This is a genomic window from Mesorhizobium erdmanii USDA 3471 (assembly GCF_000472705.1).
In the GTDB taxonomy this organism is placed as follows: Bacteria; Pseudomonadota; Alphaproteobacteria; order Rhizobiales; family Rhizobiaceae; genus Mesorhizobium; species Mesorhizobium erdmanii.
On the sequence record NZ_AXAE01000030.1, the window covers coordinates 35,142 to 50,609 of the forward strand.

The 15,468-nt window shown below is 64.8% G+C and carries 12 protein-coding genes; 8 read left to right on the forward strand and 4 right to left on the reverse strand.

Annotated features, from left to right (window positions below; all coding sequences use genetic code 11):
- Positions 1-124 precede the first annotated feature (124 nt).
- On the reverse strand, positions 125-1,453 hold the full coding sequence (locus A3AU_RS0123270; RefSeq protein WP_027055024.1) for an O-antigen ligase family protein: 1,329 nt from the start codon (positions 1,451-1,453) through the stop codon (positions 125-127).
- A complete protein-coding gene (locus A3AU_RS0123275; protein WP_027055025.1) occupies positions 1,422-2,420 on the reverse strand; it encodes a glycosyltransferase family 2 protein in 999 nt (332 codons plus the stop codon). Before A3AU_RS0123275 ends, A3AU_RS0123270 begins: the two co-directional genes overlap by 32 nt.
- 171 nt (positions 2,421-2,591) lie before the next feature.
- On the opposite strand from A3AU_RS0123275, the gene A3AU_RS0123280 reads away from it, so the two are divergent.
- Genes A3AU_RS0123280 through A3AU_RS0123290 form a run of 3 tightly spaced genes read left to right on the forward strand, consistent with a single transcriptional unit; the run spans position 2,592 to position 5,460 of the window.
- Positions 2,592-3,764: a glycosyltransferase family 4 protein gene (locus tag A3AU_RS0123280; RefSeq protein WP_027055026.1), complete on the forward strand. Its 1,173-nt coding sequence runs from the start codon at positions 2,592-2,594 to the stop codon at positions 3,762-3,764.
- A complete protein-coding gene (locus A3AU_RS0123285; protein ID WP_027055027.1) occupies positions 3,761-4,540 on the forward strand; it encodes a WecB/TagA/CpsF family glycosyltransferase in 780 nt (259 codons plus the stop codon). Before A3AU_RS0123280 ends, A3AU_RS0123285 begins: the two co-directional genes overlap by 4 nt.
- The gene (locus tag A3AU_RS0123290; protein WP_027055028.1) at positions 4,537-5,460 is read left to right on the forward strand and encodes a DUF6492 family protein; all 924 of its coding nucleotides are present in this window, start codon (positions 4,537-4,539) and stop codon (positions 5,458-5,460) included. Before A3AU_RS0123285 ends, A3AU_RS0123290 begins: the two co-directional genes overlap by 4 nt.
- 12 nt (positions 5,461-5,472) lie before the next feature.
- Here A3AU_RS0123290 and A3AU_RS0123295 read toward each other — a convergent pair whose 3' ends face one another.
- Positions 5,473-6,768, reverse strand: a complete 1,296-nt coding sequence (locus A3AU_RS0123295) for a lipopolysaccharide biosynthesis protein (RefSeq protein ID WP_027055029.1) — start codon at positions 6,766-6,768, stop codon at positions 5,473-5,475.
- Positions 6,769-6,965: 197 nt separating this feature from the next.
- On the opposite strand from A3AU_RS0123295, the gene A3AU_RS0123300 reads away from it, so the two are divergent.
- The 5 genes from A3AU_RS0123300 to A3AU_RS0123320 all read left to right on the forward strand — a co-directional run bounded on the left by A3AU_RS0123300 (position 6,966) and on the right by A3AU_RS0123320 (position 13,565).
- Entirely contained in the window at positions 6,966-9,503 is a 2,538-nt protein-coding gene (locus A3AU_RS0123300) for a GumC family protein (RefSeq protein ID WP_027055030.1), read from the forward strand.
- A 182-nt stretch (positions 9,504-9,685) separates the two neighbouring features.
- Positions 9,686-10,585, forward strand: a complete 900-nt coding sequence (gene folD, locus A3AU_RS0123305; RefSeq protein WP_027055031.1) for a bifunctional methylenetetrahydrofolate dehydrogenase/methenyltetrahydrofolate cyclohydrolase FolD — start codon at positions 9,686-9,688, stop codon at positions 10,583-10,585.
- A gap of 28 nt (positions 10,586-10,613) precedes the next feature.
- Positions 10,614-11,612, forward strand: coding sequence for a GlxA family transcriptional regulator (locus A3AU_RS0123310; RefSeq protein ID WP_032917978.1), 999 nt, complete (start codon positions 10,614-10,616; stop codon positions 11,610-11,612).
- A 69-nt stretch (positions 11,613-11,681) separates the two neighbouring features.
- A complete protein-coding gene (locus tag A3AU_RS1000000140790) occupies positions 11,682-11,813 on the forward strand; it encodes a hypothetical protein (protein ID WP_272481098.1) in 132 nt (43 codons plus the stop codon).
- A gap of 87 nt (positions 11,814-11,900) precedes the next feature.
- Positions 11,901-13,565: a vWA domain-containing protein gene (locus tag A3AU_RS0123320; RefSeq protein ID WP_027055033.1), complete on the forward strand. Its 1,665-nt coding sequence runs from the start codon at positions 11,901-11,903 to the stop codon at positions 13,563-13,565.
- 65 nt (positions 13,566-13,630) lie between these two features.
- On the opposite strand, the gene edd is transcribed toward A3AU_RS0123320, so the two are convergent.
- Positions 13,631-15,454, reverse strand: a complete 1,824-nt coding sequence (gene edd, locus A3AU_RS0123325; RefSeq protein WP_027055034.1) for a phosphogluconate dehydratase — start codon at positions 15,452-15,454, stop codon at positions 13,631-13,633.
- Positions 15,455-15,468: the final 14 nt, after the last annotated feature.

The following is a 15,468-nucleotide window of genomic DNA, read 5'->3' on the forward strand; positions in this document are numbered from 1 at the left end:
AACGGTTTTCCGTTCGGAATTGCGTAAAAACAAAGAGTTAGAGCGGTTCGGCGGTTCCATCAAACCCTGATCCGCTCCAAGAAGGCCCTGACATAGACGCTCGCGCTTCGCTGGGGAAGCCCTGTCAGGTCGCACGAGAGGGGTTGCGCACCGGGATCGGCCGCAGCGACACCTGCCTCAGGCCAAGCACGCCGAGCACGAAGAACAGCCACACCGGATCGCCGCGGTGGAAGAAGAAGCTTTCGAGGAAAGCGTTGAGCGCGGTAAACAGCACCACCATCATGAAGAAGTCGCCGAGAAAGATGTTTTCCCTGCGCAGCGGGATGCGCATGTAGTCGCGCAGCGGCGCGATGAGGAAGGTGTAGACCGCCACGCAAAGAGCGGGGATGCCCATCAGCACGGCGATGTCGAGATAGCCGTCATGGCCGTGCACGATGGTCCTGATGTCCCAGGGGCGGTCGAAGGGCTGATCCTGGTTGAGTAGCAGCGGTGTGCCCCAGAAGCTTTCATAACCGTAGCCGGTCCATGGCTTCTTCGCCAGCATCGAGCCGGCGAACTCCCATAGCGTCGTGCGCCCGGTATAGGTCATGTCGGGGAAATAAATCGCCGCCAGATGTTTGACCGGCGGCAGGAAGACGATGCCCAGCGTGCCGACCGCCGTGGCGATGATCGCCAGCGCAAACAGGATCGGTGTGCCGAGCCGCATGCCCATCAGGCTCGGCAGCACGACAATCAGGATCGAGAACGGCACCAGGCCGGCGGTGGTCTTGGAGCCGGTGTGCAGCATGAAGATCATCGCCGCGCAGAAGATGCCTGCGCCCCACCACCGCTGTCCGCGCCTGTATAGGTAGAGGCCCGCGAAACTGAAGCAGGCCATGATCGGGCCGGCGATGTTCTTGTGGGTGAACACGCCGCGCCACAGGCCGGCATGTTCCGGCTCCTGGGAGTCGGCCGTGTGCAGCGCTTCGTGCGGAAAGACGATCAGGCCGACATAGGAAAGTCCCATCACCACCACCGCGGTGAAGATGATGACTTTGGAGAAGGACTCGGCATCGCGCGGCAGCGCCAGGATGGTCGCCATCGTCAGGATGCCGATCATGGTGAAGGACGCGGCGCGCATCGCGGAGGGCGGGTCGGTTGCCAGCACCACCGACAGGAAGAAGAAACCCAGCATCAGCACCCAGGACGGGCTGAGCAGCGAGCGCACGATGCGCGGATCGGCAAAGGCCATCAGCGAAAAGATCGAAACGGCGCCGAGCGAACCGAAGCCGAGCTGGTTGACGATGTCGCCGCCGTCACCGGTGAGTTCGGCGCCGGCCGGCTGGAACGGCCGAAACGACACCATGATGACGGTGAACAGGAGTGCCGCGATCGCCGTCGCCACGCCGTCGCGGGTGAACGCATCGCTGAGCGGCGCGCGCTCAGTTTTTCTCGGGCTGGCGATACTGCTCATTGGCATATCCGAATTCGGCCATCACGCGGCCCAGCGCCACATGGACGGGATAGATGGCGATCGCCGGCGATCCTGTCCGCGCCAGCCGGATCAGGCCGCGAAGCGGCGCGGCGGCAAGCAGCGCCAGGCTCTTCGCCAACACCTTGGCGCCGGCCAGCGGCGTGCCGGCGCGTTTCTTCTTCTCGACCAGCGTCGAGATGACGCCATTGCGAAGGCTGCGGGCCCGGATCCAGTCGGCTTCGACACGCCGCGCAGGAACGGTTTCGCGCACTTGGCCTTCGGCGCACCAGCCGAGCACAAAACCCTTTTGCGCCGATCGGCTGAGAAAATCGGAATCACCGCCGCCCATGAAATTGAACCTGAGATCGAGGAAGGGCGGCCCCATGGCGACCAGCACGTTGCGCCCGACAAGGAGATTGCCCGACGAATAGAGCGCCGGTACACGTCCCGTCTCCATGTAGGGCGGTGCGAAGACCGGGTGCCCGGCCCATTTGGCATGGGCGGGATCGGCGAAGACTGGCACCTGCGGACCGCCGACGATATCGGCGCCGAGCGCTTCGGCGGCCGTGCACATGCGTTCCAGCCAGTGCGGATCGGCGATCTCGTCATCGTCGATCACCAGCAGATGCCTGAAGTTGGGGAAGTGCAGGATCGCCGTCTGCCAGCCGGCATTGTAGGCGCTGCAATTGCCGCGCTGATGTGCGATGATGACCATGCCCGGGATTTCGCCGCGCTCGAACAGCGGCAGCACCGCCTTGGCGCCCTCACGCGCCTCGGCTTCGTTCTCCATGACGATGACGGCAAAGCGTCTGCCGGTCTTCTGTCCGCTAAGCGACGCCAGCGTCTCCAGCACCTGTTCGGGCCGCTTGAAGGTCGGCAAGGTGACGACCGCTTCGACCGCCTCCACGTCAAGCCGGGGAGACCGTCCGGCGATCGATACCGAACCATCCGATGGCAAAGGGGTCATCCGTGTCCAACCACATCCGAGTTGGGGTTCTGGTAGCACCACGGTGATAAGGTTTCGTTAATCACCTTGCGCGGAGAGGTCCGCCCGACGCGGGCTTTCCGGCGTTGGTTGTGCTCGCTTAATCAAGGGTTCATCGCGCTTTGCTACCGGCTACACCACAGGATAGGTGAGATGCATCTGCTGTTCGTCACATCGATCGTGCCCGACGGTGCTCTCGCCTCGGGCTACGAGATCGCCAATGCTGCGATCATCGCCGCTTTGCGGCGCGCCGGCGCGCGCGTCACGGTCATCGGCTTCACCTGGCCTGGGAAGGCCGCGGCCGACCCCGACAACACCGTGGTGCTGGGCGCTATCGACGTGCGCACCGAAAGTGCCTCGGCACCGCGGAAGCTCGCCTGGGTCGGCAAGGCGATGCTTTCGGGCCTCACCTTCGCGTCGGTCAAGCTGCGTGCCGTGTCCGCCCGCGATGTGAAAACCGCCATCCAACAGGCCGGCCCGTTCGATGGCTATGTGCTGAATTCCGTCCAGTTCGCTGGTGCCTTCGAGAAGCTCTTCGAAGACCGGCCATCGATCTTCGTCGCCCACAATGTCGAGCATCTCTCGGCGCGGGAGAACGCCGCTGCCGCCGGCAGTCTCTTCCAGCGCCTGCTGTTCCGGCGCGAGGCAAGGCTGCTCGAGGTCGTGGAACAGCGCCTTTGCCGTCGTGCGCGCTTCGTCTTCACGCTGGCCGGGGAAGACCGTGCGGCGCTTGGCGTCGCCTCCGACGACCGCTCGGCGGTGCTGCCTCTGGTGACCGGCGCCAAAGCGCCCGCCCACAAAGGTCCGCGCCGGATCGACTGCGACGCGGCATTGATCGGCACCTGGACCTGGCAGCCGAACCGCATCGGCCTCGACTGGTTTCTGGGCAAGGTCGTGCCGCATCTAAGGCCGGATTTCCGCGTCCGCATCGCCGGCCATATGCCGTCCGGCATCACCTCGACGCATCCGGGCGTCGAGTTTGTCGGCCGTGTCCCGGATGCCAGGGCGTTCGTCTGCGGCGCGGCGGTCATCCCGCTGATCAGCACCGCCGGCAGCGGCGTGCAACTGAAGACCATCGAGACATTCGAACTCGGCCTGCCTTCGGTCGCCACCAGCCGCTCGCTGCGCGGCATCGACCATCGCCCCGGCAATTGCGTCGTCACCGACGATCCGGCCAACTTCGCCAGGGCCCTGGAGGCCGCAGCGGCCAACGTCCGGGATGTCGATGGCAGCGCGTTCCATCGCCAGCAGGTCACTGCACTCGATGTCGCCATCCGGCTCGGCTTGGAAAAACTCGGGACGGTCAGGCGTGAGGTGTTCGCATGAACATGCACACCGCCCGCGCCGCGTTCGGGCACGATAACCTGAAGGCGATCCTCGGCATCTCGGTGCTCGCCATCCGCTGGGACGACGCGATCGCCCTGCTCACCCGCCTGATCGCCGAGCGGCGCTTCACCAAGGTCAGTTTCCTCAACGCCCACAATGCCAACATCGCCTATTCAGACCCGGACTTCGCCGAGGCGCTCGACGATTTCCTCATCCTGCCGGACGGCATCGGCGTCGATCTCGCCGCCAAGCTTCTCTACGGCGCAGCGTTTCCGGACAATCTCAACGGCACCGATTTCGTGCCGGCCTTCCTGCAGGCTTCGACGAAGCCGCTGACCGTCGGCCTGCTCGGCGCGACGCGTGTCAATGCCGAGGCGGCGTCGGTCAAGTTGGCCGCACTAGCCGTGCAGCACAATTTCGTGGTCATTCACGATGGCTATTTCTCCTCCGCGCAGGAGCCGGAGATCATCGGCCGGATCGCGGCGTTGCGGCCCGATATGCTGCTGGTCGCCATGGGCGTGCCGCGCCAGGAACTGTGGATCGCGCGCCATATCGACGAACGCCATTGCACCATGCCGGTCGCGGTCGGCGCGCTGCTCGATTTTCTGAGCGGCTCGGTGCCGCGCGCGCCGCTTTGGATGCGCCGCCTGCGCCTGGAATGGCTGTTCCGGCTGGCGGTCGAGCCAGGCCGGCTCTGGCGCCGCTACGTGGTCGGCAATCCCGTCTTCCTGTGGCGGGTCTTCAAGCAGTGCCTGTCGCGCGGAGAGTTTCGGTGAACAAGCGGTTCGTTCCAGACGCTCGTGCCGGCCCGGGTCTGTTGCCGAAGACGCCGACGGCGGCGGTGGTGACGGCAAGCTACGCGCCGGACTTCGAGCGTTGCCGCCTGTTGTGCGAGACCCTGGACCGGCATGTCTCCGGCACGGCCCATCATTACATCCTGGTCGAACATCGCGACGTCGCGCTTTTCCGCCAGTTGGAGACAGACCGTCGCACCGTCGTCGACGAGCGCGACCTGCTGCCGCGCTGGCTGCGCGCTTTCGACGATCCGCTCAGCATCTTTCGCCGGCGCGTCTGGCTCAGCCTGAAGACGCAGCCGCTGCGCGGCTGGCACGTGCAGCAGCTGCGTCGCATCGCCGTCGCGCGGCATGCCAGGGAAGACGTTCTGATCTTCTGCGATTCCGACGTCGCTTTCCTGAAGGCGTTCGATTGCGCCGCCTTCTGGCGCGATGGCAAGGCGCGGCTGTTCCGCCGCGACGGCGCGCTGGCGGATGAGGGGCATGACGAGCATCGCATCTGGTCGCGCAATGCGGGTTCGGCGCTCGGTATCGACCCGTCCCGCACATCGACCCACGACTATATTTCGACGCTGATCGCCTGGCGCCGCGACACGGTGCTTTCCATGTGCGGTCAAATCGAGAAGGTGCATGGCCGCGACTGGGTCGAGGTCGTTGGCGCGGCGCGCAGATTCTCCGAATGCATGATCTATGGCCGCTATGTCGACGATCTGCTGGAGGAAGCGGGCCACTTCCATGGTTCGGAAGAATTCTGCCGCGTCCACTGGACGGGTGAGGCGCTGTCGGACGACGAGTTCCGCCGCTTCGTTGCCGGAATGGCGCCCGAGCAAGTGGCGATCGGCATGCAATCCTTCATCGGCACCGATATCGGGCGCATTCGCCGCCTGATCGGATTGGATTAGCCCGCGCCGGATTCAGATCGCCTTCGCCGGCTTGCGCAGTGCCGAATAGGTCAGCAGCATCGATGCGAGATAGAGCAGCAGGAAGACGATGTTGAGCGACAGCACCAGCTTCGACGTATCGGAGATGGTGGTCAGCACATAGGTCAGCAGCAGCGCCTTGAGTGCGGCGAGCAGGCCGAGATTGAGCGCCCGCACTGCCGTCTGGCCGCGCGCGAAGAGCAGCTCGGCCTGGTATTCGACCAGATTGCGCAATCCCGGAACGCAGATCGCCAGCGCCACCAGGGGGGCGGCCTCGGAGACGTTCCTGCCGAGTGCGTTGGGGAAGAAATGCAGCACGATACCGAGCGCCAGCAGCGCCAGCGTCGAAACCAGGAAGACGCCGCCCTCGATGCCGCTCTTGACCGCCAGCCGCGACAACAGGTCCGGCGCGCGCATCATGCGCTGCACCAGCATCATCGAGAAGGTGCGGATCGGGATTGCCGTCAGGTCGACCAGCCGCATGATGATGGCGTAGATGCCGGCCAGATGCGGGCCGCCGATCGCCAGCACCAGCAGCTTGTCGAATTCCGATTGCAGGTAGAACAGGATCTCGGCGCCGGCAACATAGAGGGAATCGGCAAGCCGCCGCAGATAGAGCTCGATGCGCAGCCGTAGTCTTTGGCGCGGGTAGAACCAGCCGAAAGCCAGAACCAGCGAAGCGGCATTGGCACCGATATAGAACCACGACCAGACCCAGATGCTGTGCTGCGCCCAGAGCATGAACAGCACCGCGCCAAGCGCCCGCAGCGCTGTCGCCAGGATCGCCAGGATCGCGGCGCGGCCGAATTTGCCCAGCCCGTTGTTGACGATCAGCGCCACCTCCACCGGTCGCCACAGCAGCGCTTCGGCAAACACGATCGCCGAGAACACCGACAGCGGCACGGTCCCGGCGAAGAAGATCAGGTAGACGCCGAACGAGGCCGCGGCCAGGAGCGGCAGCGAGGCGATGCCGAGCAGCAGGAAGCCGGCGGTGAAGGTACCGATCAGGTTGGGGCGGATGGTGGCGGTACGATAGAGCGCCGAGATGAAACCGAAGGCCAGGATGCGCGACAGCATCACGCCGGCCGCCGAAGCGGTGGCGAACATGCCGAATTCTGAGATGGACAAGGTGTTGGCGAGGGCGATGAAATAGGCGAGCGAAAACACCAATCGCCCGCCGGCGCCGCTGATGGCGGAAAAATAGTCGCGTACCAGCCCCCGTCGCTCGGCCACGAAAGTGCCGATCCGGGCGAAAGTGCGCCTTTGCGGTATGCCGCGAGCTTCGGTCATGTGGCGGAAGCCATAGGCTGGAAAGACTTAACGTGCGGTTCTGGCGTCCGAATGCCAGGAAATACCCGCGCTTGAGGTTATGAAAAGCTTACGCGCCGGCCGCAAAAATTAACCTTTTGTTTTCCATGCCTGTTTAGCTTGATTTAACAAATGGCCGACCGCCGCTGCCAAGCGGCCAAAAGTGAAGCTCCAAGACAATGGTCGACAGGGACAACCGTGAAGACTGGAGGCGCGAGCGTTCCTTGCTGGCGCTCGGCCAGGCCATGCGCGGTGAGGATGACGCATCCTTGGTCTCCATAGGGGATAGGGCAGATCCGTCATGGCGCGAAGATGCCGCCACACGCCATCGCCTTGCCCGTTCGCAGCGCGAGGCGCGGGCAAACCCGGCGCCATCCGCCGCAGCCGGAGCAGGGCGCTCCCCGCCAGAGCCGGAAGCCGCAGCAAGGGACGAAGTCTGGCGCTCGCAGGAGGAGGACGATACCGGCGATCTGCCGCCGGCCATAACGTCCCCGAGGCAGTCCCCGGAGGAGCTTCCCGGCAATGCGCGCTTTCACGACGCATCCGGATCCCGCCAGCAGGACGAAGCATCCTCTGGCGGTCGCGGCGACGACCAGCAGTGGAAGCCATTGATCGATCCGATGCAGGTGGTGCGCGGCATTGCCAGGTCGAAACTGCTGATTATCACAACCACGCTGATCGGCGCCGGGCTTGGCATCGCGATCGCGCTGTCGACACCGAAGAAATATGAAGCCACCGCTGAACTGATCGTCGATCCGCGCGACCTCAAGCTCACCGACCGTGACCTCACGCAGAATGTCGTCGCTTCCGATGCAACGCTGGCCATCGTCGAAAACCAGGTTCGGGTGCTGACCTCGGGCACGGTTTTGAACAAGGTCGTCGACAAGCTCAATTTGACCAACGATCCTGAGTTCAATGGCCAGGGATCCGGCGGCCTCGGCATCAGGTCGCTCATTCGCTCGCTGCTTCCGCACCAGGATGGCCCAGGCGGTGCCGACGGGGTGCGCAGGCGCGCGCTCGCCGTGGGCAATCTGGCCGAAAGCCTCTCGGTCGAACGTGGCGGCAAGACCTTCGTCATCACCGTCAGCGCGATCACGCAGAACGGCGAGAAATCGGCCCTCATCGCCAATACGATGACGGATGTGTTTCTGCAGACCTTTGGTCAGATCCAGTCCGACACGGCCGGCCGTGCGACCGACGAACTGACCGCGAGGCTCGATGAACTGCGCAAGGGCGTCGAGACGGCCGAACGCAAGGTCGAGGATTTCAGGGCTTCGCATGACCTCGTTGACGCGCAGGGCCATCTGATCAGCGACGACGAGATGCTGAAGCTCAACGAACAGCTCTCGGTTGCCCGCGCCCGCACGCTGGAACTCAATGCAAGGGCGGCTTCGGCGCGTTCAATCGACGTCAATTCGGTTCTCTCTGGCACCTTGCCGGAAGAGATCAACTCCAACACGATGAGCGATCTGCGTTCGCAATATGCGACGCTCAAGCAGGAGGCCGACCGCGCCGCCATCCGGCTTGGGCCGCGCCATCCCGAACTCCAGGCGCTCAACGCGCAGATCGCCGGCGCGCGCGACCGCATCGCTGGTGAGTTGCGCCGCATCGCCTCCTCGCTGCAGGTCGACCTGAAACGCGCCGTCCAGCTCGAACAGGATCTCTCCTCCCGCCTTGCGCAGCTCAAGGTGCGCAGCGGCGACGTCAACAACGATCTGGTGTCGATGCGCGAACTGGAGCGCGAGGCCGCCGCCAAGCGCTCTGTCTATGAACAGTTCCTGCTGCGCGCCAAGGAGACCGGCGAGCAGAAGGACATCAACACCGCAAATATGAATGTCATCTCCAAGGCCTTCGCGCCGCTCGAGGCGAAGGGTCCGTCGCGGGCCTTGATGGCGCTTGCCGGCCTGCTGCTGGGGTTTGCTTCCGGTGTCGGCCTTGGCGCCATGCGCGGCGCCTATGAAAGCCTGCGTGAGACCGCGACATCGCGCTCGCGCCGCGACCGCAAGGCGCCCGTCGAAGAGCGGGCATTCCGGGCCGCGCCGCCACCCGCGCCGCCGATGCCGGCAGCGCCGATACCGCCGGCGGCACCCCCGCCGCCCGCACCGCCAGCGCCACCGGCACAGGCCGAGGCGGCTCCGGTCGAACGGCTCGGGCGTATCGCCGCGCTCATGGCAAAGCTGCGCGATGCCGTGTCCCGTAAGCCCTCCGCAGAGGCGAATGATGCCAGCGAGTTCGCCGCCTTTGGTGCGGCGGATGCTGCCATGCCTTCCGGCTTTCAGAACCCGGATTCCGCTTTCATGCCTCGGTCGTCGGACTATGCGCGGCCGCTTTTCCCGCCAGGCTTCGATGCCGCCTATTCCCAGCCGATGGGGCCGCCCTCTCGGTCGCCCTTGATGCCGCCGCTGCCGATCTATCCGGCGCCGCCCTATACGCCCGAGCAGACAGGCTATCCGCAGGTGCAGCCGTGGCAGGCGCAGCCGCCGGCAGACAGCCCTTACGCCCAGGGCATGGCGCCCCATGCCGGGCCTACGCCATATCCGCCGCAGTCTGCTCCGCCGCAGCCGCCGGCCTATCCGGCGCAGCCCCAGGTGGAGCCTTCGCAGGCCGGGGAAAGCGCCGAACAGGCGCCGATCGAGGAAATCCGCGCCAGCCTGCGCGAATTTCGCGAGGCGGTCCGCGAACTCACCGAGAGCCGCGCCCGCCGCCGCTATTTCTGAGCCACCGAATACGTTGCCGAGGCAGAACAAAACCAACCCGGTTTCGTGTAAACGGCATCGGACGGCGTTTTGGCAGGATTGCGTGGCCGAATTTTCGTGACAATGCCGCGCTGCATCTTGCCGGCGCCGCGGCATTCTGTTCCCGAAAGCGACGTTGGGCGAAACAGTGTTGAGGATGGTTCATGGCCGAAGTGATTGACGGAAAGAGCGTTGCCGAGGATGTGGTGCGGACGGTCAAGGCGCTGACATCAGAGCTGGTCGCCACCGGCAAGGCGAAGCCCGGTCTGGCCGTGGTCATCGTCGGCGAGGATCCGGCGAGCCAGGTCTACGTCGCTTCCAAGTCGCGTACCGCCAAGGAATGCGGCTTTCATTCCCTTCAGCACACGCTGCCGGCCGAGACCTCCGAGGAGGCGCTGCTCAAGATCATCGGCGACCTCAACGCCGATCCGGCCATCAACGGCATTCTGGTGCAGTTGCCGCTTCCCGCCCATATCGATGCCGGTAAGATCATCCAGACGATCGCGCCCGAGAAGGATGTCGACGGCTTCCATTTCATCAATGTCGGCAAGCTCGGCACAGGCGAGCTGGAGACGGCGTTCGTTCCCTGCACCCCCGCCGGCTCGATGCTGCTGATCGAGCGCGTGCGCGGCAAGGACCTGTCCGGCCTCAATGCCGTCGTCGTCGGCCGGTCCAACATCGTCGGCAAGCCGATGGCCAACCTGCTGCTTGCCGCCAACTGCACCGTCACCATCGCCCACAGCCGCACCAAGGATCTGCCGGCGCTTGCCCGCACCGCCGACATCCTTGTCGCCGCCGTCGGCCGGCCGGAAATGATCAAAGGCGATTGGGTAAAGCCCGGCGCCACCGTCATCGATGTCGGCATCAACCGCATTCCCGCACCCGAGAAGAGCGAGGGCAAGTCGCGCCTCGTCGGTGACGTCGCCTATGCCGAGGCGGCCAGGCAAGCCGGCGCCATCACGCCGGTGCCCGGCGGTGTCGGGCCGATGACCATTGCCATGCTGATGGCCAATACGTTAGCTTCCGCCTACCTAGCGGCCGGATTGAAGCGGCCCTCCTTCTGAGCCCGGGTTGACCCTGAAAGCGCCAGTTTTGCCGAACCCCACCATTTCCCCGGAACGGCCGGTCACGAATGATCCCGTTCAAGGTGGCCGGCAGTTCGCCTTCCTGCTGGTCGACAAGTTTTCCATGTTCTCGCTGGCCGCGGCGATCGACACGTTCCGTTCGGCCAACCGTCTGCTCGGCCGCGATTTCTATGGCTGGACCACGGTGTCGGCCGACGGCGACCCGGTCATGGCGTCCAATGGCCTGCCGCTCAAGATCGATTACAGCGTCGCCGACATGCCGCCCGTCGACATCCTTTTCGTCTCGGTCGGCTTGACGACGGAATTTCCCGGCAAGAGCAAGGTTCTGGCGGCCTTGCGCAGCTGGGGCCGGCGCGGCAACGCGCTCGGCGCGCTGTCGGTCGGGTCCTACCTGCTGGCCGAGGCCGGCCAGCTCGACGGTTACCGCTGCACCATCCATTGGGAAAACCGTGCCGGCTTCATGGAGCGCTTTCCCGACATCAACTGCACCGGCAATGTCTTCGAGATCGACCGCAAGCGCTACACCTGTGCTGGCGGCACCACCTCGATCGATCTGATGCTGGAGATCGTGCGCGGTGATTTCGGCTCGAACCTCGCCAATGGCGTAGCCAACCAGTTCCAGCACGAGCGCATCCGCTCGGCCGGCGACCGCCAGCGCGTCGGGCCGGAACGCGACCTGACCGGCAAGTCGGAGAAGCTGAGGCGCATTGTCGAACTGATGGCCGACCATCTCGACGAGCCGCTCTCGGCGGTGCAGCTCGCCAAATCGGCCGGTCTTTCGGTGCGTCAGGTGGAGCGCCTGTTCCTGCGCCACCTCAATGTCACGCCCGGCCGCTATTACATGCGGTTGCGGCTGGAGCGGGCGCGCGAATTGCTGCGCCAGACCAACATGCCGATCCTCGACGTGGCGATAGCCACCGGTTTCACCTCGCATTCCTATTTCGCCCAGAGCTACCGGCTGCAGTTTGGCCGTCCGCCTTCCGAAGAGCGTCGCACTACCTACTAAGCCGCCTGGAAGGCAATCCGCCCTCGCCACCTTTTCGCCGGGTTGAAAACCGCGTACCTCGAAGAAGCGATGCCGCGCAACGAGGACGATATCCCGGGCATCCGCATCGAGCCTCCGTTCAAGGGCCTGTGGTCCGATGCTCGATATCAAGCCATTGTCGAGCACGAAGGCTTCAGGCCGGCTCCGCCAGTGCGCGCCTGAGCGGCAAGGCCCCCGTCCGGCCTTGTGTCCAGGGGCGCGCTCAAATAGCTTTGGGCCGCAGGCGGGGCGGCTACTCAGGAGATTTTGATGGTGGGATTGTCACGGAGCATCGCTGCGGCGATCCTCCTTTTGTCGATGACGACGTTCGGCTTTGCCGCAAACAGGGTCATCATCATTCTCGATGCTTCCGGCTCGATGTGGGCGCAGATCGACGGCAAGCCCAAGCTCGAAATCGCCAGGGAATCACTGAGGACAGTGCTTCAATCGGTTCCAGCCGACGACGAGATCGGCTTCATGGCCTACGGCCATCGCCAAAAGGGAAGTTGCGACGACATCCAGCTGATCGTTCCACCCCAGGCGGGCTCGGCGAGTGCCATCACGGACGCAGCCGACAGTCTGAAGTTCCTCGGCAAGACGCCGCTGACGGCAGCCGTCAAGCAGGCCGCGGAGGCGCTAAGATACACCGAGGACAAGGCAACCGTCGTCCTCATCACCGATGGCCTTGAAACCTGCGGCGGCGATCCCTGTGCGCTGGGCAAGGAACTCAAGGCATCCGGCGTCGACTTCACCGCCGACGTGGTCGGCTTCGGCCTGACCGCCGACGAGGGCAAACAGATCGCCTGCCTGGCCGAAAACACCGGTGGCAAGTACATCCAGGCATCGGACGAGAAGGCGCTGCAGGAAGCGCTGGTCGAAACCGTCGCCGCACCGGCGCCGGCACCCGCGCCTGAACCGGCTCCTGCTCCCGCTCCTGCCCCCGAGCCCGCCAAGCCGGAATTCAATTTCATGCCTACGGCGGTGCTTGCCGATGGCGGTGATCCGGTCACCGACGGCAATGCCTGGGAAGTCTACAAGGCAAAATCCGACGGCACGCGTGGCGACAACGTCACCACCGAATATGGCGCCTACAAAGCCAATCTGGAACCGGGCGATTACGTCATCGTCGCGCGCGACGGCGAGGCCAAGGTGGAGCAGAAGGTCAAGATCGAGGCAGGCCAGGTCGCCAAGCCGCTCTTCACCTTGAATGCCGGCACGCTCATCATTCATCCGCGACCAAGCGCGGGGGCGGATGTTGTCGATGGCGCGGCCGTCGTGATCGACTACCCAGGTGCCGATAATCCCGCGACCTACTATGGGACCACCAAGATCGTGTTGCCGGCCGGCGACGAGAAAGTGACGGTCACGATCGGCCAGGGCGTGGCTTGCGAGACCATACCGCTCGCTGCCGGCAAGACAGTCGAAAAGGACATCATCGCCGGCGTCGGACATGTCGTTGCCAACGCCTATTATACAGCCGGCGGCGACAAGGCCGACGGTTCGGGCATTGGCTTCAGGGTCGTGAAGGCGAAAATGAAGATCGACGGAACCCGGGACGAGGTGACCTATGCCTATGGTCCCGACAGTAAGTTCGATCTGCCCCCTGGTGACTATGTGTTGATTGCGACGGTCGATCTTGCCGTCGTCGAGCAGCCGTTCAACGTCAAGGTCGGCGAATTTCAGGATGTGAAGGTCGCCATGAATGCCGGCGTGCTGGCGATCACCGCGCCCGGAGCCTCGAAGATTGAGATTTTCGAAACCAAGAAGGACATCAACGGCAACCGCAAGTCGCTTGGCTACGCATACGACCAGAAGTATCAGGCGGCGATACCAGCGGGTGACTACGCCGTCGTCTCGGAGAAATCGGACAACAGCTCGAAGGAAGGCACTGTGACGGTCAAGGCCGGCGAGCGGGCTGAACTGACGGTGCAATAGGATCGCGTGGATAACGTAAAAGGGCGGCCCCGAGCCGCCCTTTTTTATGAATGAGACGGATCACGTCAGGCCGTTCCGAAGGCGCTGGCGCCATGGTCGGCGCGGCCCACCAGCTGCCGGAAACCGGCGAAAAGCTCGCGGCCGAAACCGAACTCATTGCCGATGAGGTCGGCTTCGGCGGTGCGGCGCAGCGCGAACTCGGTTCCCGGCACCAGCACTTCCAGCGTGCCGGCATCGGCATCGAGCCGGATGACGTCGCCGTCATGGATCCGGGCGATCGGCCCGTCCTCGACCGCTTCCGGCGTCACATGGATCGCCGCCGGCACCTTGCCGGAGGCGCCCGACATGCGCCCGTCGGTGACCAGCGCGACGCGCTGACCTCGATCCTGCAGGATGCCAAGCACCGTGGTCAGCTTGTGCAGTTCCGGCATGCCGTTGGCCTTCGGCCCCTGGAAGCGGATGACGGCGATGAAATCGCCGGTCAGCGTGCCCGCCTTGAACGCATCGTTGAGGCCCTGCTGGCTGTCGAACACCTTGGCCGGCGCCTCGATGATACGCCGGTCCGGCTTGACCGCCGAGGTCTTGATGACGGCGTGGCCGAGATTGCCCGCCAGCACTTTCAGGCCGCCTGTCGGCTGGAATGCCTTGTTGAACGGCGCCAGCACCTTTTCGTCGCCGCTGGCACGCGGCGAGGCCTCGCGCACAACGGAGCCGTCGGCGCCGAGCTTTGCCTCGACGGCATAGGGCCGCAGGCCTTCGCCCCACACCGTCTGCACATCCTCGTGCAGGACGCCCTCGTCGAGCAGTTCGCGGATCAGGAAGCCGAGCCCGCCGGCTGCCTGGAAATGATTCACGTCGGCAAGCCCGTTCGGATAGACGCGCGCCAACAGCGGCACCGCTTCCGAAAGGTCGGAAATGTCCTGCCAGGTCAGCGCGATGCCGGCTGCAGCCGCCATGGCGATCAGGTGGATGGTGTGGTTGGTCGAACCGCCGGTGGCATGCAGGCCGACGACGCCGTTGACGATCGAGCGCTCGTCGATCATCCGGCCGACCGGCGTATAGGCATTGCCCAGCGCGGTGATCGCCAGCGCCTGCTTCGTCGCTTCGCGAGTCAAGGCTTCGCGCAGCGGCGTGCCGGGGTTGACGAAGGAGGCGCCCGGCGTGTGCAGGCCCATGATCTCCATCAGCATCTGGTTGGAGTTCGCCGTGCCGTAGAAGGTGCAGGTGCCCGGCCCATGGTAGGACTTGGACTCGGCTTCCAGGAGTTCGGCGCGTCCGGCCTTGCCCTCGGCATAGAGCTGGCGGACCTTGGCCTTTTCGTCGTTGGGCAGGCCTGTCGTCATCGGTCCGGCCGGGATGAACACGGCCGGCAGATGGCCGAAGGTCAGCGCCGCGATCACCAACCCAGGCACGATCTTGTCGCAGACGCCGAGAAAGACGGCGGCGTCGAACATGTTGTGCGACAGGCCGACCGCTGCCGACATGGCGATCACGTCGCGTGAAAACAGTGACAATTCCATGCCGGGCTGGCCCTGGGTGACGCCGTCGCACATGGCCGGCACGCCGCCGGCCACCTGGGCGATGCCACCGGCGTCGCGCGCGGCCTCCTTGATCAGGGCAGGGTAGGTCTCGAACGGCTGATGCGCCGACAGCATGTCGTTGTAGGAGGTGATGATGCCGAGATTGGGCACTTTGTCGGCGCCAAGCGCCAGCTTCTCCGAGGGGCTGCAAACCGCAAAGCCATGGGCGAGGTTGCCGCAGGACAGCACCGACCGGTTGGCGGTCTGGTTCGATGCCTCGGCGATGCGGCCGAGATAGCGCTCACGGCCCGCTTTCGAGCGTTGGCGGATGCGCTCCGTGATGGCTTCGATGTCGTGTCTTGCGGTCATGGCGGTCGGTCCTT

Excerpts from the sequence above, each read along its gene's own strand:
- A3AU_RS0123295 (WP_027055029.1), bottom strand. The coding sequence starts at position 6,768 with ATGACCGAAGCTCGCGGCATACCGCAAAGGCGCACTTTCGCCCGGATC.
- edd (WP_027055034.1), bottom strand. The coding sequence starts at position 15,454 with ATGACCGCAAGACACGACATCGAAGCCATCACGGAGCGCATCCGCCAA.
- A3AU_RS1000000140790 (WP_272481098.1), top strand. The coding sequence starts at position 11,682 with ATGCCGCGCAACGAGGACGATATCCCGGGCATCCGCATCGAGCCTCCG.
- A3AU_RS0123275 (WP_027055025.1), bottom strand. The coding sequence starts at position 2,420 with ATGACCCCTTTGCCATCGGATGGTTCGGTATCGATCGCCGGACGGTCT.
- A3AU_RS0123270 (WP_027055024.1), bottom strand. The coding sequence starts at position 1,453 with ATGAGCAGTATCGCCAGCCCGAGAAAAACTGAGCGCGCGCCGCTCAGC.
- A3AU_RS0123280 (WP_027055026.1), top strand. The coding sequence starts at position 2,592 with ATGCATCTGCTGTTCGTCACATCGATCGTGCCCGACGGTGCTCTCGCC.
- A3AU_RS0123320 (WP_027055033.1), top strand. The coding sequence starts at position 11,901 with ATGGTGGGATTGTCACGGAGCATCGCTGCGGCGATCCTCCTTTTGTCG.
- A3AU_RS0123285 (WP_027055027.1), top strand. The coding sequence starts at position 3,761 with ATGAACATGCACACCGCCCGCGCCGCGTTCGGGCACGATAACCTGAAG.
- folD (WP_027055031.1), top strand. The coding sequence starts at position 9,686 with ATGGCCGAAGTGATTGACGGAAAGAGCGTTGCCGAGGATGTGGTGCGG.
- A3AU_RS0123300 (WP_027055030.1), top strand. The coding sequence starts at position 6,966 with ATGGTCGACAGGGACAACCGTGAAGACTGGAGGCGCGAGCGTTCCTTG.